Consider the following 21,139-nt stretch of genomic DNA (forward strand, 5'->3'; position numbering starts at 1 on the left):
CCAAGCATTGAAGAACAAGGAGCCATTCCATGGCAAAGGCAAAGTTTGAACGGACGAAACCGCACGTGAACATCGGGACCATCGGTCACGTTGACCATGGCAAGACGACGCTGACGGCCGCGATCACGAAGTACTTCGGCGAATTCCGCGCCTACGACCAGATCGACGGCGCGCCGGAGGAGAAGGCCCGCGGGATCACGATCTCGACCGCGCACGTGGAATACGAATCGGAATCGCGCCACTACGCGCACGTGGACTGCCCGGGCCACGCCGACTACGTCAAGAACATGATCACCGGTGCCGCCCAGATGGACGGCGCGATCCTGGTCGTGAACGCCGCCGACGGCCCGATGCCGCAGACGCGCGAGCACATCCTGCTGGGTCGCCAGGTGGGCATCCCCTACATGGTCGTCTACCTGAACAAGGTCGACCAGGTGGATGACGAGGAGCTGCTGGAGCTGGTCGAGATGGAAGTCCGCGAGCTGCTGAGCTCGTACGACTATCCGGGCGACGACATCCCGATCATCAAGGGTTCGGCCCTGGCCGCGATGGAAGGCCGCGACAAGGAGATCGGCGAGGATTCGATCCGCGCGCTGATCGCCGCCGTCGACGAGTACATCCCGACCCCCGAGCGTGCGATCGACCAGCCGTTCCTGCTGCCGATCGAAGACGTGTTCTCGATCTCGGGCCGCGGCACCGTGGTCACCGGCCGCATCGAGCGCGGCGCGGTGAACGTGGGCGACGAACTGGAGATCGTGGGCATCCGCGACACCAAGAAGACCACCTGCACCGGCGTCGAGATGTTCCGCAAGCTGCTGGACCGCGGCGAGGCCGGCGACAACGTGGGCGTCCTGCTGCGCGGCATCGACCGTGACGGCGTCGAGCGCGGCCAGGTCCTGGTCAAGCCGAAGTCGGTCACCCCGCACACCCAGTTCGAGGCCGAGGCCTACATCCTGACCAAGGAAGAGGGCGGCCGCCACACGCCGTTCTTCGCGAACTACCGCCCGCAGTTCTACTTCCGGACCACGGACGTGACCGGCACCGTCAAGCTGCCCGAGGGCACCGAGATGGTGATGCCCGGCGACAACCTGAAGTTCGAGGTCGAGCTGATCGCGCCGATCGCGATGGAGGAGAAGCTGCGCTTCGCCATCCGCGAAGGCGGCCGCACCGTCGGCGCCGGCGTGGTCTCCAAGATCCTGAAGTGATCCTGAAGACAGCATAAGCGAGAGGGCCGCCCGAGAGGGCGGCCCTTTTTTTGATGGGACGAAGGGATCGCGATGGGGCGCCTGATACGCATCTGGTGGGATGGCGAGCGCTGGCCGAAATGGCCGCGATGGTTGGGTTATCTGTGGCTGCTTGTCTCCATGGGGCCTCTGTTCGCTCTTACCTTGGGGTGGGGGCCGCTGGTGCTGACTTGGCCGACCGGGCCTGTCATCGTCTCAAGCATCGCCTATTGCCTGATCGGAGCCGTCCTGCTGATCCCTTTGAGGCGGGGACGGGTTGCCAAGACGTCAAGCCAGCGCCTGCTCGAGAGGATAGGCCTCTGGATCGTCACGCCGATCATGCTGATGCTCGGTGGTTACTCGGCCGCCATCGCTGGATTGCCGCTGGCCGCAGCCGTCCTGACCGGCGGTCCGACCGAAGTTATCCTGAAAACCGATGGTGCTGCTGGTGGGAGCGGGCGCTATTGCGTCCAGAGCGTCGCTTTCCTGGACCTTGTACCGCCGTTTCATCGGATTTGCCGGGCACCGATAGAGGCCGTCATACAGTTGAAATCCGACAGGACCGTCATTGTCACCGGATGGGGCACAGAAGCGGTGATGATCGCGCGGGATATCCGATTGGCCGATTGATGAAAGCCGCAGGGATCGGCGCGTGACGCTTGGCCCGACTTTTCTTGGCTCCCCCGTCTTTGCAGGCCCGCGACGATCACGGGCAATTGCCTTGGATTGTCCGCGTCAGAGCGACGACCCTGCCGCGCATCCTGCCCAAAAAGTCGCGTTGACCGCAGGGCGTGGCGGCGCGACAGTGAGGGCGCGCAACCACATCGAGATCAAGCTCATGTGCCAGATCTTTGCCGGACAGCACCCGGACCGCTATGAGACCGTCACCCGCCGCCTGCGCCTGAACGGGCAATCGACCTCGATCCGTCTGGAGCGCGCCTTCTGGCACATCCTCGACCGGATCGCCGCGCGGGAGGGGGTGACGACGCCCGCCTTCATCTCGCGGCTGCATGCCGAGGTGCTGGAGCTGCATGGCGAGGCGCGCAACTTCACCTCGCTGCTGCGCTGCGCCTGCACGATCCATCTGGGCGAGGAGGACGCGGTCCCCGCCATCGCCGCGGAATGATCGTGCAAAAAATACGCTTGTAGTATTCCATTACTACCCTACCGGCCCGCGCCCGCCCTAGCCTGAACCCATGACGGCAAGTGCAGGGAGGGCCTGATGGCCAAGTACATCCACTCGATGATCCGCGTTCTGGACGAGGCGGCCTCGGTCGATTTCTACGACCGCTGCTTCGGCCTGAAGGTGGCCGAGCGGCTGGATTTCGAGAAATTCACGCTGATCTATCTCGCCAACGGCGAATCCGGCACCGAGCTGGAGCTGACCGTGAACAAGGGCCGCACCGAGCCCTATGACCTGGGCGACGGCTATGGCCACGTCGCCTTCTCGGTCGAAGATGTCGACGCGACCCATGCCCGGCTGGAGGAGATGGGGTTCGCCCCGCGCAAGCTGGTCGATTTCGCGCCCGGCGGCGAGGTGATCGCGCGGTTCTTCTTCATCAAGGACCCCGACGGATACGAGATCGAGGTCCTGCAGCGCGGCGGCCGCTATCAATAGATCGGCCCCACGTCCCGGGGAGGGGGCGCGGCGGCATGACACAAGGGAGGAGGAACCCATGTCGGAAGCAAGGACCAAGGGGCTGACCCGGCGGGCGCTGCTGTCGCGTGCGGTCGCGGCCGGTGCGCTGGCGGTGACCGGGGCGGGCTTCATCGCCGCCCCCGACGCGGCCTGGGCGGTGGAGGTCACCGCGATCAGCGAGCATGAGATGGCGACGCTGCTGCAGATGGCGCGCGACATCTATCCGCATGACCGGATCGGCGACCGTTACTATGCGATCGCGGTCAAGGGCTATGACACGCCCGAACAGAAGGCCGTGGTCGCCGAGGGCATCGCGGCGCTGGACGCGGCCGCCAAGGCGGCGGGCTTCGACGACTATCTGTCGGCGGGCTGGGAGGCCGATCGCGTCGCCATCCTGCGCGGCATGGAGGACAGCCCGTTCTTCCAGACCGTCCGTGGCGGGCTGGTGACCGGGCTCTACAACCAGAAGGAGGTCTGGCCGATCTTCGGCTATGAGGGCGAGAGCTTCTCGCAGGGCGGCTACATCTATCGTGGCTTCGACGACATCGACTGGCTGTGAGGGGACGGATCATGGCAACGGCTGCGAAATTCGAACTGACCGACGACAGTGTGGTCGTCATCATCGGCACCGGCGCGGGCGGCGGGGTGCTGGCCAACGAACTGGCGCAGAAGGGCGTCAAGGTCGTGGCCCTTGAGGCGGGCGGGCGCTATCTGCCCGAGGACTACATCAACGACGAATGGGAGAGCTTCGGCCAGCTGGCCTGGACCGACCCGCGCACGACCAGCGGCGACTGGCGCGTGGCCAAGGATTTCAGCGGGCTGCCGGCCTGGATCGTCAAGGCGGTGGGCGGCACCACGACGCATTGGGCGGGCGCCTCGATCCGCTTTCAGGAGCATGAGTGGAAGGCGCTGACCACCTATGGCGCGGTGGAGGGGGCCAATCTGCTGGACTGGCCCATCGACGCGGCCGAGATGGCGCCCTGGTACGAGAAGGCCGAGGCCAAGCTGGCCGTGACGCGCACCGGAGAGTTTCCCGGCCTGCCCGGCAGCAACAACTACAAGGTGTTCGAGGCGGGGGCCAAGGCCATCGGCTATACCGAGGTCTCGACCGGGCGCATGGCGATCAACAGCGTCGACAACGACGAACGGCCGGCCTGCCAGCAGACGGGCTTCTGCTTTCAGGGCTGCAAATGGGGCGCCAAATGGTCGGCGGCCTATACCGACATCCCCAAGGGCGAGGCGACCGGCAACCTTGAGGTCCGCGACCACGCGCATGTGGCCCGCATCCTGCACAACGATCAGGGCCGTGTCACCGGGGTCGAGTATTTCGACAAGGACGGCGCCCTGCAGTTCCAGGCCGCGCGTCTGGTGGCCGTCGCGGGCAACAGCTTCGAAAGCCCGCGCCTGCTGCTGAACAGCGCCAGCAGCATGTTCCCCGACGGGCTGGCCAACAGCAGCGGCCAGGTCGGGCGCAACTACATGCGCCACACGACCGGGTCGGTCTATGGCATCTTCGAGAAGCCGGTGCGCATGTGGCGTGGCACGACCATGGCGGGCATCATGCAGGACGAGGCGCGCCATGACCCGTCCCGCGGCTTCGTCGGCGGATACGAGCTGGAGACGCTGTCCCTGGGCCTGCCCTTCATGGCGGCCTTCCTGGACCCGGGCAGCTGGGGGCGCGAGTTCACCTCGGCGCTGGACCAGTACGAATACATGGCCGGGCTGTGGATCGTCGGAGAGGACATGCCGCAGGAGACGAACCGCGTCACCCTGTCCGACACCGTGGACAAGTTCGGGCTGAAGGTCGCGAACGTCAACTTCAGCGACCACGCCAACGACATCGCCATGCGCAACCACGCCTATGAGCGGGGGCAGGCCATGTATCGGGCGATGGGGGCCACGCGGACCCTGCCGACACCGCCCTATCCCTCGACCCACAACCTCGGCACCAACCGCATGTCGGAACGGGCCGAGGACGGGGTGGTGAACCGGTGGGGGCAGTCGCATGACATCCCGAACCTGTTCGTCTCGGACGGCAGCCAATTCACGACCGGAGCGGCCGAGAACCCGACCCTGACCATCGTGGCGCTGGCGATCCGCCAGGCCGACCACATCGCCCGCGAAATGAGCGCCGGCAACCTGTGACGATGGCGTCCCCGGCGGCACCCTGCCGCCGGGGACGATCGGCGATCAGCCCTGGGCCGCGGCGTCGTTCACCTCGGTCTCGGCGATGCGGGTCATGTGGAGGTCGCCGTCCCGCGTCCGCTCCAGGCAGTCGCGCAGCACCGCGCCGTCGCCGTCCAGCCCAAGCCGGTTCGCAAAGCTCAGCACGCAGCCATATCCCGCGATCGCGTAATGGGTCAGGCGCTGATACTGGGTGATGATCGCGGCGTCGCGCACGTCCGCATTGCCGAACTCGGCCTGCAGGGCGTGCTTGCGCGCCTCGGTCACCAGCCCCTCCATGCCCTTGCAATGCTCTCCGGTCGGGTCCTCGCCATGCTGGTTGCACAGGCCGGCCAGCGCCTCCATGCCGCGCGCGATGCCCTCGTTGCCCGCGATCAGCGCCTCGGCCAGCTCGCGCGAGGTCGCGGCGCGACCCATCTCGGTCACCACGGGCATGGACTGCTTGCAAGCGGAGTAGAGGTCCTTCAGCTGGTCCAGATACAGATCCTTCAACGTGTTCATGCTCATCGCTCTCGCCCTTTCGCGGTTGTCCTGCCGTCCCAACCGGGGGAGCGGGCGCCCGTTCCCTGCGACAGACAAAGATCAGCCGCCGCGGGGCGCTTGACTTCGCCGGCGGCAGGGGCCAGCACTGCGTCCCATCCCGACCGCGAGAGGCTGCCCCATGTTTGCGTGGTTCGAACGCCGCATCGACCCCTATCCCGACCACCCGCCCAGCATGCCCCCGCCGGGCCTGTGGCGGTTCGTCCTGCATTACAGCCGCGGCACGCTGCCTTGGCTGGTGGCGCTGGCGATCGGGTCGGGCCTGATCGCGCTGATCGAACTGGCGCTGTTCAACTGGCTGGGGACGCTGGTCGATCAGCTGGCCGACACGCCCCGCGACGCGTTCTGGGACCGGCACGGCACCGGGGTGATCGTGATGGCGGTCGTGCTGCTGGTCGTCATGCCGGCGCTGAATACGGTCACCTCGCTGATCCTGCATCAGTCGCTGATGGGCAACTTTCCGCAGCGCATCCGCTGGCAGGCGCATCGCTGGCTGCTGCGCCAGTCGGTGGGCTATTTCCAGGACGAATTCGCGGGCCGCATCGCGCAGCGCCTGATGCAGACCGCGCTGGCGGTGCGCGAGGTGTCCATGAAGATCATGGATGTCGGCAGCTATGTCCTGATCTATTTCCTGGGCGCGCTGGCGCTGGCGGCGTCGCAGGACTGGCGGCTGGCGATCCCCTTCATGCTCTGGGCCGCGGCCTACGGGCTGCTTCTGTCCTATGTGGTGCCGCGCCTCGGCCGCGTCGCGCAGGAACAGGCCGATGCCCGCAGCGCCATGACCGGGCGGATCGTGGACAGCTATACCAACATCGCGACGGTCAAGCTGTTCTCGCATTCCGACCGCGAGGAGGCGTGGATGCATCAAGGCATGGACCGCTTCCTGGGCACGGTCCATCGGCAGATGCGCCTGTCCAGCCTGCAGGACATCGTGCTGAACCTGCTGAACGTCTGGCTGGTGGCCTCGGTCGCGGGGCTGGGGCTGTGGCTGTGGACCCAAGGCCTGATCGCGGTGGGGGCGGTGGCCATCGCGGTGCCGCTGGCGCTGCGGCTGAACAACATGTCGCATTGGATCATGTGGGAGTTCGCCGCGCTCTTCGAGAACATCGGCACGGTCCGCGACGGCATCACCAGCCTCTCCCTGCCGCGCGAGGTCCGCGATGCGCCGGGCGCCGTGGCCCTGCGCCCCGGCCCTGCCGAGATCCGCTTCGACGGCGTGACCTTCCGCTATGGCGGGCCGGCGGGGGCGCAGCCCATGGCGGTCTTGGATGACCTGACGCTGCACCTGCGGCCCGGAGAGCGCGTGGGTCTGGTCGGCCGGTCGGGGGCCGGGAAATCGACGCTGATCAACCTCCTGCTGCGCTTTCACGACATCGACGCGGGGCGCATCACCATCGACGGCCAGGACATCGCGACGGTCACGCAGGACAGCCTGCGCGCGGCCATCGGGGTCGTGACGCAGGACAGCTCGCTGCTGCACCGCTCGGTGCGCGAGAACATCACCTATGGCCGCCCCGACGCGACCGAGGCGCAGATCCAGGACGCCCTGCGCATGGCCGAGGCCGACGGCTTCGTCCCCGCCCTCAGCGACAGCCAGGGCCGCCGGGGGCTGGAGGCGCATGTGGGCGAACGCGGCGTCAAGCTGTCGGGCGGGCAGCGCCAGCGCATCGCCATCGCGCGGGTCGCGCTGAAGGATGCGCCGATCCTGATCCTGGACGAGGCCACCAGCGCCCTGGACAGCGAGGTCGAGGCCGCGATCCAGTCCCGGCTGGAGCTGCTGATGCAGGACAAGACAGTCATCGCCATCGCGCACCGCCTGTCCACCATCGCGGCGATGGACCGGCTGGTGGTCATGGACCAGGGCCGGATCGTGGAGCAGGGGACCCATACGCAGCTTCTGGCGCAGGGTGGCATCTATGCGCGGCTGTGGCACCGGCAGTCGGGCGGCTTCCTGGCCGCCGACGACTGAGGCGGCTCAGGCCTTGCGGGCCTTGCGCGCCTTGCGCGCCTTCTGCCAGGGCGCGCCGTGCTGCAGCCACAGGACCGACAGCCACCACAGCGTGACGCAGGCCCACAGGTCCACGGCCAGCCTGCGCCACATCGGCTGATCGGCGGGCGTCATCTGGAAGGCGTCGCCCGTGACCGACAGCAGCACGCAGGCCACGAAGGAGAACAGCCCCCCCTTGCCGATCTGCTGCAGCGCGACGCCGGGACGGCTGGCGGCCAGCCATTCCGCCACCCGCGCCAGCGGCACCGCCACCAGCCAGGCCGCCGCGGCGATCGCCAGATAGCGGGTCCCGTCCAAGCTCCACTTGTCGATCGTGCCATAGACGCGCATCAGCGCCTGCCGGAACTCCAGCGCGGGCTCGCCGATGCGCGCGCCGATGACGATGGCGCTGCCGAAGGCGAACATGCCGATGGCCAGCACCGTCACCAGGTGCCGCCACGGCCACAGCGCCGCCATCAGCCGTTCGCGATAGAGGCCCATCGCCGTGCCGGTATAGAACAGCATCTGCCAGCCGAAGGGGTTGAACAGGAAGCCGTTCTCGGTCCGGTGGTTGGGGATCAGGGCGTTCAGCTGCGGCGCGTGCCACCACAGCGCCACCGACCCCGCCGCGACCAGCAGCGGCCAGCGCAGCATCAGCGGCACGACCACGATCGCCAGCGTGATCAGGATGACATAGACGGCCAGCACGTCGATGATGTTGGGCTGCACCCAGAAGGTCGCGACCGTGCCGATGAAGCCCAGGGGGTTCTCCAGCACCCAGACCGCGTACTGGTTCCAGATCGCGGTATGCGGCCGGTCCAGCGCCCAGAGCGCCGCCGACAGCAGCGCCATCAGCACCGCGCCGATGATCATGGCGCGCCAGACCTCGAAGGCGCGGCGGGCGAAGCGGCGGCGGGCGGCCGCGCGCCCCTCGCGTGCCTCGATGCTGCGCCAGACGATGCCGACCAGGAAGCCCGACAGCAGGACGAACATCTCGGATGCATCGAAGATCGAGAAGTTGGGCAGGGTCCAGCCACGCATGACCGAGATCGGCATGTGATTGACCATGATGCTGACCAGCGCGTAACCGCGCAGCATATCCAGAGCGATGAGGCGGTTCATGCGGGCAGTCGGCTCCAGCGGGTCAGCAGCGCCGGGTCCAGCAGCATCGCGTCGGTCTCGGCGCGGTCCATGTCGTCCAGCGCCTGGTGCCGGGTGGCGGCATGGGCGATCTTGGCCTCGGCGGTGATCCGGGCCAGGCGCACGCCGCGCGGCAGGTCATGGGGCAGGGGGGCCAGCATCGCGCAGTGGCGCGCCAGCAGGGTGTCGTCCTCGGCCAGCCGGGTCAGGCTGTCGCGACCGGTGACGGCCTGGGGCAGGCTGCGGGTGATGGCCGTGGCCTGGGTCAGGATGGCGGGCGGATCGCGCTCCTCCGGGGTGACCAGCAGGCCGCGCATCCGCGCCCACCGCCCGAAGACCGGGCTGGCCGACAGGCGCGAGGTCAGCGGCGACAGGATCAGTCCCGCCAGGATCGGCGACAGCCAGATCAGCTGCCCCGGAGAGAAGGTCGCCAGCACCACCAGCGTGCCCGCGCCCAAGGCGACATGCGCCCAGTGATGGCGCAGCACGACGCCCCAAGGCGGCATGGACCCGGCACGGGTCTGGGCGTTCCAGCCGCTGTCGCGGCCCGACAGGATCTCGAAGATCTGGCGGGTCTGGACCAGCATCTGCACGGGCGCGATCAGCGCCGACAGGATCGTCTCGAACAGCGCGCTGGCAAAGATGCGCACCCGGCCGCCCGAATTGCGTGCCAAGGGACGCGCCCAGGCCCGGAAGGTGGCGATGAATTTCGGCAGCAGCAGCAGCCCCATCGCCACGACGAACAGCCACAGCATCCGGCGGCTGTCGAAGACCGGCCAGTCGGGGAACAGCTGATAGGCGGTCGGGAAGTATTCCGGCGTGGACAGCAGCACGGTGGCCGACAGGATCAGGCCGACCAGGATCAGCGCCAGCCACAGCGGGCTCATCAGGAAGCCCATGATGCCGATGATCATGTGCGCCCGGCTGATGCCGCGCAGGCCGCGGGTGCCCAGCAGGCGCGAATGCTGCAGGTTGCCCTGCGCCCAACGGCGTTCGCGCACCGCCATGTCCAGCAGCGTCGGCGGGCAGCCCTCGAAGCTGCCGCGCAGGTCGTGGTCCAGCCGCACGCTCCAGCCCGCGCGGCACAGCGCCGCCGCCTCGACGAAGTCGTGGCTGAGGATCGTGCCGCCGAAGGGCGGCTTGCCGGGCAGGCGCGGCAGGCCGCAGGCCTGGGCGAAGGCCGTCACGCGGATGATCGCGTTGTGCCCCCAGTAGTTGCCCGTGTCGCCCGACCAGGCCGCGACGCCGCGCGCGATCATGGGGCCATAGACGCGGCCCGCGAACTGGGTCAGGCGCGCAAAGATCGTCTCTCCGCCGACCAGCATCGGCATGGTCTGGATCAGTCCCACGCGGGCGTCGGCGGCCATGCGCGCGGACAGCGCCCGGATGGTCGCGCCCGACATCACGCTGTCGGCGTCCAGAACGACCATGTGGTCGTAGCGGCCGCCCCAGTGGCGCACGAATTCGGCCAGGTTGCCCGACTTGCGGTCGTCGTTCGTCAGGCGGCGGCGATACCACATCGGCACCGGGCATCGGGCGCGGGCGGCGTCGATGATCAGCGTCTCGTTCACGGCGACGGCCGGGTCGCGGGTGTCGGACAGCACGAAGATCTCGGTCCGGTCGGCCATGCCCTCGGCGGCCAGCTCCTGGCCCAGGGCGACCAGCAGGCCGGTGCTGGTGGCGACATCCTCGTGATAGATCGGCATGACCACGACCACGCGGGCGGCGTTCGGACCCTCCGGAGTGCGCAGGCGCGGCGCCAGAAAGCCCGCCAGCGTCCCGCAGAACGAGAAGCCGACCCAGGCAAAGGTCGGCACGAACAGCACCAGCAGCGCGATCTGCATCGGCGTGGGATCGGCCCCGAAGGCCGCCAGCATCTGCGTGAAGCCCACCACCGCCAGCGCGGCCGTGCCGCCGAAGGCGATCAGGCGCGCCATCCAGACGCGCAGGCTGTTCATGCGCCGTCCCGGACCGCCCGCGGGCGGGGCCGCGAAATCCTGGACCGGCATGGTCAGGGGGGCGGGCGGCGGAACGACGGCGTCGCGGGCCGGGGCGTCGTGCAGACCGGCCGGGGTGTCGTGCTGATCCATCATCATGCCGTCCAGCGCGTCATCCAGGTCTCGCTGAGCGCGAGGCCGTCGGAATCGGTCAGCAGGGCCTGAAGCTCGACCAGGGCCGCGCGGCCCGGCTCGAACTCGAAGGCCAGGCGCAGCACGCCCTGTTCGGGCAGCGGCTTGACATAGGCATGCACGATGCGCCCGTCCGAGGCGCTGACCTGATAGTTCGGCAGCGTCTCGCGGAACAGGCCCAGATCGAAGTCGATGATGTAGCTGCGCGTCGTCTCGACGTTGATCGAGCGCCCGGAGCGGACCTGACGCACCTTGGCCAAAGGCAGGTTCGTGGGCGGCAGGGCGGCGAAGCTGAGGCGATAGCGGAACTCGGTCCGCTCGCCGCCCGGAATGACGCCGGAGGGCAGCCAGTAGCTGACGATGTTGTCGTTGAACTCGTTCTCGACCGGGATCTCGATCAGGCGCACCTCGCCCTCGCCCCACGCGCCCTCGGGCTCGATCCAGGCCGAGGGGCGCAGGTGATAGAGCGCCTCGGCGTCCTGATAGGTCTCGAAGTCGCGGGGCCGCTGGACCAGGCCGAAGCCCTTGGGGTCGCGGTCCACGAAGCTGCTGATCTGCAGGTTGCGGGGTGACATCAGCCCGCGCCACAGCGCCTGGTTGGCGCCGGTCTGCATCTGCAGCCCGTCGCTGTCATGGCAGGCCGGGCGATAGTCGTCGACGACCCGGCGCGAGGCCGGGCTGAACCAGAACATCGAGGTCAGCGGCGCAAGCCCGGTCTCGCGCAGGTCCACCCGCGGGAACAGGGCGACGCGGGTGCGCACCATGGTGACCGCGCCGGGCGTCACGTCGAACTGGAACGCGGCCGAGACCGAGCGGCTGTCCAGGATCGCATAGATCCGCACGCTTTCGGACCCGGCCTCCGGCTCGACGATCCAGAAGTCGGTGAACAGCGGAAATTCCTCGCCGTCGGGGCTGCCGGTCTTGATGGCGAGGCCGCGCGCGGAGAGGCCGTAGATCGTCCCGCGCGCCACCGCCCGGAAATAGCTGGCGCCTTGGAAGACGATGAACTCGTCCATCACGCCGGGCCGGTTCAGCGGCGTGCGCATGCGGAAGCCCGACCAGCCCATCTCTCCGATGGTGGTCAGGTCGGGGCCGTCGGGAAAGACGGCCGGGTCGAAGTCCAGCATGGCCGGGTCGAAGGGGATCGGGCGGCTGACACCGTCGCGCACCAGGTTGATCTTGACCGGTTCGTAGAAGATCGAGCCGGGCGACAGCAGGTCCAGCCGGAAGGCCGGATGCGCGGCCAGCGGGTCGGCCTCGCGCTTGAAGCGGATGCCGCGATAGCTGTCATAGTTCAGGTTCTCGAAGGTGCCGACCAGATCGGCCACCGGCTGCACATAGATGCGGGCCGAGCGTTCCTGCGCCAGCGTCGCCACCTGCTCGAAGCCGAAGGGCTCGGGCATGGGGGGGCCGTAGGCCGCGGGATCGGTTTCGGCGGGGGCCTGCGCCTGCGCGGGGACCGCCATCAGCGATCCGCCGGCGGCCAGGGCGGTGGCGGCATTGAGAAATTGGCGACGCTTCATGACCGGGGATATCTCGACAGGGATGAGGGAATATAGGGCGGGCGCCGCAGCGCAGCAAGCGTACGGGATGGTTTGACCGGTTATCCGCCGATAATGGCGCGCCGGGCAAGCGTCAACTGCGCGACGCGCGCGCGAAGCCGGATCATCGTGGCGTCATTGACGCGCCAGCCAGGCGGTGACGACGGGGCGCAGGTTCTCCTCGCCGCGGGCCTCGGCCTCCTCGATGAGGCGGGCCAGCGCGGTCAGGTCGACCCGGCGGATCAGGTGCTTGACCGGTCCGATCGAGGCGGGGCGCATCGACAGGCGGCGGATGCCCAGGGCGGCGAAGGTCAGCGCCTCGATGGGGCGCCCGGCATCCTCGCCGCAGAAGGACAGCGGCACGCGCGCCTCCTCGCAGCGGGCGATGATCTGGCGCAGCAGCGCCAGGAAGGACACGTTCAGCGTGTCGTAGCGACGGCGCACGCGCTCGTTCTCGCGGTCGGCGGCGAAGAAGAACTGCTTGAGGTCGTTGCCGCCGATCGAGATGAAGTCGCACATCTCGAAGAACCGCTTGGGCGCGAAGGCCAGCGACGGCGTCTCCAGCATGGCGCCCACGCGGATGTCGCTGGGCATGGAATGGCCAAGCCGCTGCTCGCGCGCCATCTCCTGCATCAGGATGCGGTGCGCGGCCTCGTATTCGGCCATGTCGGCGATGAAGGGGAACATGACGTGCAGCGGCCGCCCGACGCTGGCGCGGATCAGCGCCTGCAGCTGCATGCGCAGCACGCCGCGCTTGTCCAGGCCCACCCGGATCGCGCGCCAGCCCATCGCCGGGTTGGGCTCGTCCTGGGGCTTCATGTAGGGCAGGACCTTGTCCGACCCGATGTCCAGCGTGCGGAAATGCACGGGCTTGCCCTGGGCGTTGTCCATGACGCGGGCATAGAGGCCCGCCAGCTCCGCCCGGCGGGGAACGTGGTTGCGGACCAGGAACTGCAGCTCGGTCCGGAACAGGCCCACGCCCTCGGCGCCCGATCCCTCCAGCGAGGGCAGGTCCGCCATCAGGCCGGCATTCATGAACAGCTGCACCGTCGTGCCGCAGGTCGCGGTCGCGGGCAGATCGCGCAGCCCGGCATAGCGGTCCTGCGCCGCGGCCTGCATGGCGATCTTGTCCATGAAGGCCTTGTGGACCGATTCCTCGGGGCGCAGGTGGATCACGCCCTGGTCGCCATCGACCAGGATCGGGTCGCCGTTCAGCGCCTCCGACACGATGCGCCCGGCATGGATGACCAGCGGGATGGCCAGCGCGCGCGCGACGATGGCGGCGTGGCTGCCGACCGACCCCTCCTCCAGCACCACGCCCTTCAGGCGGCGGCCGTATTCCAGCAGCTCGGCCGGGCCGATGTTGCGGGCGACCAGGATCGGGTTGTCCGGCATCTCGGCGCCGGTATCGCTGCCCTGACCGGTCAGGATGCGCAGCAGGCGGTTCGACAGGTCGTCCAGGTCGTGCAGTCGGTCGCGCAGATAGGGGTCGGCCGCCATCTCCAGCCGGGCGCGGGCGAAGGACTGCTCCTTCTCCACGGCGGCCTCGGCCGAGAGGCCAAGCCGAATGTCCTCCTCCATGCGCTTCAGCCAGCTGCGCGAATGGGCGAACATGCGATAGGCCTCGAGGACCGCGGCATGCTCTCCGCCGCCGCCCATGTCCACCGCGCCGAGCATCCGGTCCACGGTGCTGCGCAGCGTCTCGACGCCCTCGTGCAGGCGGGCCAGCTCGCGGTCGGGATCGTCGCCCACCGGGTTCGCGACGACCACGCGCGGCTCGTGCAGCCAGACGCGGCCCTCGGCGGCGCCCTCCTGGCCGGTGGCGCCGCGGATCATCAGCGGAAAGCGGTGCGCCAGCGGCAGGCTGTCGGACTGGCTGCCCTGGAAGGCGCCCAGTTCGGTCATCTCGGCCAGCACCATGGCCACCACCTCGAGGCCATAGACCTCGTCCTCGGAGAATTGCCGCGCGGTCGCGCATTGCACGACCAGCACGCCAAGCCGCTCTCCCACGCGCTGGATCGGCACGCCGAGGAAGGCCGGAAAGACCTCCTCGCCCGTCTCGGGCATGAAGCGGAAGCCTGCCTCGGCGGGGGCGTTGGCGGTGTTGACATGGCGTCCGGTGCGCGCGACGCGGCCGACCAGACCCTCGCCGAGGCGCAGCCGCGTCTGATGGACGGCCTCGGGGCGCAGACCCTCGGTCGCGCACAGTTCCAGCGTGTCGGCGTCGCGGAACAGGTAGATCGAACAGACTTCGGTCCCCATCGAATCGGCGATGTGATGGGTGATCTGGTCCAGACGGTCCTGGCCCCCGCCCGCGGCGGCCAGGATTTCCTTCAGCCGCCGCAGCAGCTTGCGCGAGTCGCTGTCCGTGCGATCCTGCATCGCCTGCCCGCCTTCCGCCTGCGTCTTGGCCCCGGCACCGGGGCCGGACCGGATGGCTTACGCCTTGTCCAGCTCGAAGGCATCATGCAGCGCCTGCACGGCCAGTTCCATGTATTTCCGGTCGATCAGCACCGAAATCTTGATCTCGGAGGTGGAGATCACCTTGATGTTGACGTTTTCGTCGGCCAGCGCCTTGAACATGCGCGCAGCGACCCCCGCATGGCTGCGCATGCCGATGCCGACGACGCTGACCTTGGCGACCTCGGTATCCACGACAAGCTCGTCATAGGCGATGGTTCCGGCCTGGCGGGCCTCCTCCATCGCGCGCTTGGCGCGCTCGACCTGGTTGATCGGCACCGAGAAGGTCATGTCGGTCACCGACCCCGGATGGTCGTCGTAATCCTTTTCCGAGATGTTCTGCACGATCATGTCGACGTTCACGCCGGCCTCGGCCAGAGGCGCGAAGATCGCGGCCGAGATGCCGGGCCGGTCCTCGACCGTCACCAGGGTGATCTTGGCCTCGTCGCGCGAAGAGGCGACGCCGTTGACGACTTTCGATTCCATGATTTCATCCTCATCGCAGATCAGCGTGCCGGAATTTTCGTCGGTATCCTCGAAGGAGGACAGCACCCGCAGCCGCACCTTGTAGCGCATCGCCAGCTCGACCGAGCGGGTCTGCAGCACCTTGGCGCCGAGCGAGGCCAGCTCCAGCATCTCCTCGAAGGCGATGCGCGGCAGCTTGCGCGCCTTGGAGGTGATGCGCGGATCGGTCGTGTAGACCCCGTCCACGTCGGTATAGATGTCGCAGCGCTCCGCCCCGAAGGCCGCGGCAAAGGCCACCGCGGTCGTATCCGACCCGCCGCGTCCAAGCGTCGTCACGCGCCCCTCGGGCGAGACGCCCTGAAAGCCCGCGACCACTGCGACCTTGAAGCCTTCGGCAAACTTCTGGTCCAGGTTCCTGCGGGGGATGTCCACGAAACGCGCGGCCGAATAGGCGGCGGTCGTGTTGATCGGCACCTGCCAGCCCTGCCAGCTGCGCGCGGGCACGCCCATCTCCTGCAGGGTCAGGGCCATCAGGCCCGCGGTCACGTTCTCTCCGGAACTGACCACCGCGTCATATTCGCGCGCGTCGAACAGCGGCGAGGTCTGCTCGACCCAGCCCACCAGTTCGTTGGTCTTGCCCGACATGGCGCTGACGATGACGATGACGTCATAGCCCCGTTCCACCTCGCGCTGCACCTTGCGGGCGGCGTTCTTGATCCGGTCCAGATCGGCCACCGAGGTGCCGCCGAATTTCATTACCAGAAGCGGCATCACGGGCCTCCAGCCTAAGGATGTGCGTCGGCGGGGCTTTTAGGGGTGGGTGCGGCAAACCGCAAGGGGCGCGATCAGTTCGCGCGCCGCCGCGGCAGGAAGGGCAGGGGGGCCACCGGCACGCCGTCCTCGATCAGCTTGCGGGCGTCCTCGGGGCGGGCCTCGCCATGGATCGCGCGGGCCGGGCGCTGGCCCTCGTGCATGGCGCGGGCCTCCTCGGCAAAGCTGAGGCCGACGTAATCGGAGTTCCGCTCGACCTGCTCGCGCAGCGCCTCCAGCGCGGCCTCGGCAGGGTTGCGCGCCTCGCGCAGCGACTGCTTCTCGGCGACGGCCGGTGCCATCAGCGCGCGGTCGACCCGCGCCGATCCGCAGGTCGCGCAGCTGACCTGACCCGCGTCGCGCATCGCCTCGAACCCGTCCGAGGACCGGAACCAGCCGTCGAAGTCATGGCCCTTCTCGCAGCGCAAGGCATAGCGGATCATCGGAACGCTCCCGTCATCACCTTGGGATATCGGGTCGGCCGCGCGCGCTTGCAAGCCCGTCCGCCAGCGCCTCCAGCCGCGCGATCAGCGGTTCCGGATCGCCCGCCCGCGCCTCCAGCAGGGCGCGCGCGGCGCGGCCCATGGCGCGGGCCTCCGCGGGTGCATCGACCAGCCGGGCCAGGGTCGCGGCCAGATCGCCCGCCTCGCGCGCCGCGCCATGCGCCTCCAGCATCGCGAAGGGCTCGACGAAATTGCCGACATGCGGGCCGTGGATCAGCGCGCAGCCATGGGCGGCGGGCTCCCAGGGGGTGTGGCCGCCGTGATCGACCAGGCTGCCGCCGATGACGCAGATGCCGGCGCGATCGTACCAGCGCGCCATCTCTCCCAACGTGTCGGCCAGCAGCACGCCGCCGGGGGCCACGTCCGCGGCACCCGCGCTGCGCCGCGCCAGGGGCAGGCCGCGCGCGGCGATCAGCGCGGCCACGGCGTCGCCCCGGTCGGGATGGCGCGGCGCCAGGATCAGCCGCAGGTCGGGCCGCGCGGCGCGGAGTTCGGCAAAGCCGTCCAAGACCTGCGCGTCCTCGCCCTCATGGGTCGAGGCGGCCAGAAGGGTGCGGTCGCGGCCCGCATCCCCTTGCGGGGCGGGCAGGGCGGCCGGGGCAAGCAGCTTCAGGTCAAGGCGCGGCAGCACCGCCCCGGCCCTGAGGCCCAGCCCCAGAAGCCGCGCCTCGCTGGCCTGATCCTGGGCCGACAGCGCCGCGATGCGGTCCAGCATCGGGCCGATGATGCGCGGGAACCGCCCCCAGGTCGCGGCCGAGCGTTCCGACATGCGCGCCCCGATCATCGCCTGAGGCACGCCCCGCCGCGCCAGCAGGCGCGAGCGCAGCGGCCAGAACTCGCCCTCGACCGTGACGGCCAGGCGCGGGCGGGCCGCGTCCAGGAACCGCGCCAGCGCGCCAGGCAGGTCCAGCGGCGCCAGCCGTGCGGCCAGGCCCCAGCCCTGCGCCAGCGCGCGCCCGGTCTCGCTGTTGGTGGTGACCAGCAGGTCGTGGCGCGCGGCCAGCGCGGTGATGACGGTGCGCGCCGAGGTCAGCTCTCCGACCGATGCGGCATGGACCCAGATCGCGGCCGGGCCGGGCCGCGCCCCGCAGACCAGCCGCTCGCGCAGCGCCGCCGATCCGCCCAACCGCGCGCGCAGGCACAAAGCGGCCTCGGCGATGCGGGTCGTGGCGTCATAGAGCATGGGAATTGGTCCCTCGCGGAAAGTCGGTGGAGGCGGGTACCGGAATCGAACCGGTCTTCACGGATTTGCAATCCGGTGCGTAACCTCTCCGCCAACCCGCCGCCGTCGAGAGTGGCCGTGTCCTAGCGGATTGCCGCGACCCTTGCAAGACGCGATCGCCCGCGCCGATGTCCGGCGTTGCTCCGTATGGGAAAACATGGCAATAGTCGCCCAAACAGCCCAAGCAGAGGTTCCCCCAGATGAGCGATTTCGCCGCGCGCCGCACGATGATGGTGGACACGCAGGTGCGCCCCGCCGACGTCACCAAGTTCCCGGTGATCGAGGCGATGCTGACCATCCCGCGCGAGGATTTCGTGCCCGCCAGCCGCCGCGCCGTCGCCTATACCGGCGAGAACCTGGACATCGGCCGCGGCCGGGTGCTGCTGGAGCCGCGGACGCTGGCCAAGCTGGTCGACGCGCTGGACATCCAGCCCGACGAACTGGTCCTGGATCTGGCCTGCGGGCTGGGCTATTCGGCCGCCGTCGTCGCGCGCATGGCCGAGGCGGTCGTCGCGATCGAATCCGACGCCGAGCTGGCCGCCGAGGCGGAGACGCGCCTGTCCGAGGCCGGCATCTTCAACGTCGCCGTCCTGCGCGCCGAGCTGACCGAGGGCGCCCCCAAGCAGGGCCCCTATGACGTCATCCTGGTCGAGGGCGCGGTCGAGGAGATCCCCGCCGCCATCGTCGATCAGCTGCGCGAGGGCGGCCGCATCGCGGCCCTGTTCACCGAGGGCGCCCTGGGCGTCGCCCGCATCGGCACGCGCAAGGGCGGGGTCATCGGCTGGCGCTATGCCTTCAACGCGCGCGCGCCCATGCTGCCGGGCTTCGAACGCCAGCGCGGGTTCACGCTGTGAGGGTGCGGGCGCGCCTCGCGGCGGCGATCCTGGTGCCGGGGCTGGCCCTGGCGGCCCTGCCCGCACGGGCCGAATCGCTGGCCGACACGATGGTCGCCGCCTATCGCCATTCCGCGCTGATCGAGCAGAACCGCGCCGTGCTGCGCGCCGCCGACGAGGATGTCGCGGCCGCCGTCGCGGCCCTGCGCCCGGTCGTCGAATGGGTCGCCCGCCAGAGCGCGTCGCGCGACGAGGGCAGCACCACGGTCCGCTCGACCTCGCTGTCGCTCGGGGCGCAGCTGACGCTCTACGACTTCGGCCGCTCGCAGCTGGCCATCGACGGCGCCAAGGAGCAGGTCCTGGCCACGCGTCAGGCGCTGGTCGGGGTCGAACAGGACATTCTGCTGGCCGCGACGGTCGCCTATTTCGACGTGCGCGAGGCGATCCAGCAGGTCGGCCTGCAGCAGAACTCGGTCGAGGTGCTCAGCAGCGAGCGTCAGGCCGCCCAGGACCGCTTCGACGTGGGCGAGATCACCGTGACCGACGTGGCCCTGGCCGATGCGCAGCTGGCCGCGACGCGGGCCGCGCTGGCCGCCGCGAACGGTCAGCTGGAGGTCGCGCGCGAGACCTATCTGGCCGTGACCGGCCGCCAGCCCGGCCGTCTGGACGCGCCGCCGCGGCTGCCCAGCCTGCCCGCCACCCTGGACGAGGCGCGGCTGATCGCGCAGCGCAGCCACCCCGCCATCGGCCAGGCGCAGCGCCAGGCCGCCGCGGCCGAGATCGCCGTGGCCGCCGCCGCCGCCGAACGCAACCCGACCCTGTCGGCCACCGCGGGCATCGGCGTGACGCGCAGCCCGCAGGCGCAGCTGGGCGGCGAATACGGCAGCCGCAACTCCTCCTCGGTGGGGCTGGAGCTGAGCCAGACGCTCTATTCCGGCGGGCGTCTGTCGGCCGCGCATCGTCAGGCGATGGCGCGGCGCGATCAGGCGCGGGCGGGACTTCTGAACGTCTCGCGCCAGATCAGCCAGCAGGTCGGAGAGACCTGGGCCAACATCGCGGTCGCCCGCGCCCAGATCACCGCGATCGACCAGCAGATCTCGGCTGCGCAGCAGGCCTATGACGGCGTGCGCGAGGAGGCCCTGCTGGGCGCGCGGACGACGCTGGACGTGCTGGATGCCGAACAGTCGCTGCTCGAGGCGCGGGCCGACCGGATCTCGGCCGAATCGAATCTCCAGTTAGCTCATTATCAACTTCTGGCTGCTATGGGTCTGTTGACGGTAGAAAACCTGCAACTGGGGATACCCACCTATGACCCATCGCAATATTACAATGCGGTCCGCGATGCGCCCGCAACCAGCAAGCAGGGCGAGAGCCTCGACCGCGTCCTGCGCGCTATCGGCCGGAACTGATCCGGCATCGGCGGTGCGCCATGGCTAAGGCGCGCCGCACCCCCGCCACCGACACCGATACGACGGTCGTCGAGGCCGCAAAGCCCCGCCGCAGCCGCGCCGCGAAACCCGCGGCCGAGGCGGTCGCGAAACCCGCCGCCCCGCGCCGCGCCAAGGCCGCCAAACCGGCGGAGCCCGCGCCCCCGAAGCCTGCGGGCCGCAGCCGCGCCAAGGCCGCCGTGGCATCCGATGCCGCCCCCCGGAAGCGCGCGCCGAAGCCCGCAGCGACTGCGCCCGCGGCCCCGCCGATGCTGATCGACGATCAGCCCCTGGGCCAGGCCGCGCAGGAGATCGCGCAGATCCGGGCGCAGATGCGCTATATCCGCCAGATGGTGGACAGCCGCGCCGATGTTCAGCCCGACGCCCATGCCATGCTGCAGCGGCTGTGCCAGGATGCGTCGCCGCGCGCGATCCTGTCCGGCACGACCGCCTCGGTCATCGAACTGCGGCCCCATGCGCGCCGTGCGGCCGTTGTGGAGGATGCGCCGCGGCCCCGCGTCCGCCGCGCCGCGGCGGGGCAGGGCGTGGTTGCCCTGACGCAGCCCCTGGCCGAGCCGCTGCCCGATCTGATCGCCGAGGCCGCGCCCGAACTCGTCGCCTCGCCTTTCGTCGAGGCGGAGGTCCCGCCTGCGCTGCCCCGTCGGCGGTCGCGAATGATGCGACTGCTGTCGGCCTGGGGCGACTGGCTGATGTGGCGGCTGATGCCGCCGACCATGTCCGAAGCGCCGACCTCGGTCGCGCCCGCCCTGACCGCACCGCATCCGGTCGAGCTCCAGGCCGCCCCGGCGCCGGTGCCACCCGCGGTTCCCGAGGTTCCCGTGGCGCAGATCGTCACCCAGACCGTCGATCAGATCATGGACGACGCGGCGATGCGCGCGCGCCTGAAGGAGATGATCCGCGAGGAGCTGGAGGGAGAGATGGGCGCCCGATTCTCGGGCAACCTGCGCGCGGTCGTGCGCCGCGAGGTCGCGGCCGCGCTGGACGACCGGCTGACGCATCTGTGACGCTCGCCCCC

General features: G+C 69.6%; 18 protein-coding genes and 1 tRNA gene. 10 read left to right on the top strand and 9 right to left on the bottom strand.

From position 1 onward, the window contains the following. Nucleotides 1–29: 29 nt before the first annotated feature. The 6 genes from tuf (at nucleotide 30) to AACG61_RS03440 (ending at nucleotide 5,007) form a co-directional block, all read left to right on the top strand. Nucleotides 30–1,205 (top strand): elongation factor Tu, encoded by a 1,176-nt coding sequence (tuf, locus tag AACG61_RS03415; RefSeq protein WP_411837570.1) that lies wholly within the window; start codon nucleotides 30–32, stop codon nucleotides 1,203–1,205. Between the two features lie 72 nt (nucleotides 1,206–1,277). Beyond that, nucleotides 1,278–1,853 carry a hypothetical protein gene (locus AACG61_RS03420; RefSeq protein WP_411838627.1) on the top strand — a complete coding sequence of 192 codons (576 nt, stop codon included), beginning with the start codon at nucleotides 1,278–1,280 and terminating at the stop codon, nucleotides 1,851–1,853. A 208-nt stretch (nucleotides 1,854–2,061) separates the two neighbouring features. Beyond that, a complete protein-coding gene (locus AACG61_RS03425) occupies nucleotides 2,062–2,349 on the top strand; it encodes a ribbon-helix-helix domain-containing protein (protein WP_411839455.1) in 288 nt (95 codons plus the stop codon). Between the two features lie 96 nt (nucleotides 2,350–2,445). Continuing rightward, nucleotides 2,446–2,841: a VOC family protein gene (locus tag AACG61_RS03430; protein ID WP_411838628.1), complete on the top strand. Its 396-nt coding sequence runs from the start codon at nucleotides 2,446–2,448 to the stop codon at nucleotides 2,839–2,841. Nucleotides 2,842–2,899: 58 nt separating this feature from the next. After that, entirely contained in the window at nucleotides 2,900–3,421 is a 522-nt protein-coding gene (locus AACG61_RS03435) for a Twin-arginine translocation pathway signal (protein WP_411838629.1), read from the top strand. Between the two features lie 11 nt (nucleotides 3,422–3,432). Then, nucleotides 3,433–5,007: a GMC family oxidoreductase gene (locus AACG61_RS03440; protein WP_411838630.1), complete on the top strand. Its 1,575-nt coding sequence runs from the start codon at nucleotides 3,433–3,435 to the stop codon at nucleotides 5,005–5,007. Nucleotides 5,008–5,052: 45 nt separating this feature from the next. Here AACG61_RS03440 and AACG61_RS03445 read toward each other — a convergent pair whose 3' ends face one another. Next, nucleotides 5,053–5,553, bottom strand: coding sequence for a DUF892 family protein (locus tag AACG61_RS03445; protein WP_411838631.1), 501 nt, complete (start codon nucleotides 5,551–5,553; stop codon nucleotides 5,053–5,055). Between the two features lie 154 nt (nucleotides 5,554–5,707). Here AACG61_RS03445 and AACG61_RS03450 point away from each other — a divergent pair, with 154 nt between their 5' ends. Beyond that, entirely contained in the window at nucleotides 5,708–7,555 is a 1,848-nt protein-coding gene (locus AACG61_RS03450; RefSeq protein WP_411838632.1) for an ABC transporter ATP-binding protein, read from the top strand. 6 nt (nucleotides 7,556–7,561) lie between these two features. Here AACG61_RS03450 and opgC read toward each other — a convergent pair whose 3' ends face one another. From opgC to AACG61_RS03490, 8 genes are all read right to left on the bottom strand, one after another. Beyond that, nucleotides 7,562–8,695, bottom strand: a complete 1,134-nt coding sequence (gene opgC, locus AACG61_RS03455; RefSeq protein ID WP_411838633.1) for an OpgC domain-containing protein — start codon at nucleotides 8,693–8,695, stop codon at nucleotides 7,562–7,564. After that, complete coding sequence (gene mdoH / locus AACG61_RS03460) at nucleotides 8,692–10,809, bottom strand: glucans biosynthesis glucosyltransferase MdoH (protein WP_411838634.1); 2,118 nt, start codon at nucleotides 10,807–10,809, stop codon at nucleotides 8,692–8,694. Before mdoH ends, opgC begins: the two co-directional genes overlap by 4 nt. Continuing rightward, nucleotides 10,806–12,365, bottom strand: a complete 1,560-nt coding sequence (locus tag AACG61_RS03465) for a glucan biosynthesis protein (protein ID WP_411838635.1) — start codon at nucleotides 12,363–12,365, stop codon at nucleotides 10,806–10,808. Before AACG61_RS03465 ends, mdoH begins: the two co-directional genes overlap by 4 nt. A 153-nt stretch (nucleotides 12,366–12,518) precedes the next feature. After that, complete coding sequence (gene ptsP, locus AACG61_RS03470; protein ID WP_411838636.1) at nucleotides 12,519–14,765, bottom strand: phosphoenolpyruvate--protein phosphotransferase; 2,247 nt, start codon at nucleotides 14,763–14,765, stop codon at nucleotides 12,519–12,521. 57 nt (nucleotides 14,766–14,822) lie between these two features. Then, nucleotides 14,823–16,079, bottom strand: coding sequence for an aspartate kinase (locus tag AACG61_RS03475; protein WP_411838637.1), 1,257 nt, complete (start codon nucleotides 16,077–16,079; stop codon nucleotides 14,823–14,825). Nucleotides 16,080–16,153: 74 nt separating this feature from the next. Then, nucleotides 16,154–16,561 carry a DUF1178 family protein gene (locus AACG61_RS03480; protein WP_411838638.1) on the bottom strand — a complete coding sequence of 136 codons (408 nt, stop codon included), beginning with the start codon at nucleotides 16,559–16,561 and terminating at the stop codon, nucleotides 16,154–16,156. Between the two features lie 16 nt (nucleotides 16,562–16,577). Next, entirely contained in the window at nucleotides 16,578–17,804 is a 1,227-nt protein-coding gene (locus AACG61_RS03485; RefSeq protein ID WP_411838639.1) for a 3-deoxy-D-manno-octulosonic acid transferase, read from the bottom strand. Between the two features lie 27 nt (nucleotides 17,805–17,831). Beyond that, a tRNA-Cys gene (locus AACG61_RS03490) sits at nucleotides 17,832–17,905 on the bottom strand. A 138-nt stretch (nucleotides 17,906–18,043) separates the two neighbouring features. On the opposite strand from AACG61_RS03490, the gene AACG61_RS03495 reads away from it, so the two are divergent. From AACG61_RS03495 to AACG61_RS03505, 3 genes are read left to right on the top strand one after another with little or no spacing between them, the layout of a single operon-like run. Continuing rightward, nucleotides 18,044–18,697 (top strand): protein-L-isoaspartate O-methyltransferase family protein, encoded by a 654-nt coding sequence (locus AACG61_RS03495; RefSeq protein WP_411838640.1) that lies wholly within the window; start codon nucleotides 18,044–18,046, stop codon nucleotides 18,695–18,697. 2 nt (nucleotides 18,698–18,699) lie between these two features. Further along, nucleotides 18,700–20,085, top strand: a complete 1,386-nt coding sequence (locus AACG61_RS03500) for a TolC family outer membrane protein (protein ID WP_411838641.1) — start codon at nucleotides 18,700–18,702, stop codon at nucleotides 20,083–20,085. 20 nt (nucleotides 20,086–20,105) lie between these two features. Further along, the gene (locus AACG61_RS03505; protein WP_411838642.1) at nucleotides 20,106–21,128 is read left to right on the top strand and encodes a hypothetical protein; all 1,023 of its coding nucleotides are present in this window, start codon (nucleotides 20,106–20,108) and stop codon (nucleotides 21,126–21,128) included. Nucleotides 21,129–21,139: the final 11 nt, after the last annotated feature.

This window comes from Paracoccus sp. ME4 (assembly GCF_046736325.1).
GTDB lineage: Bacteria > Pseudomonadota > Alphaproteobacteria > Rhodobacterales > Rhodobacteraceae > Paracoccus.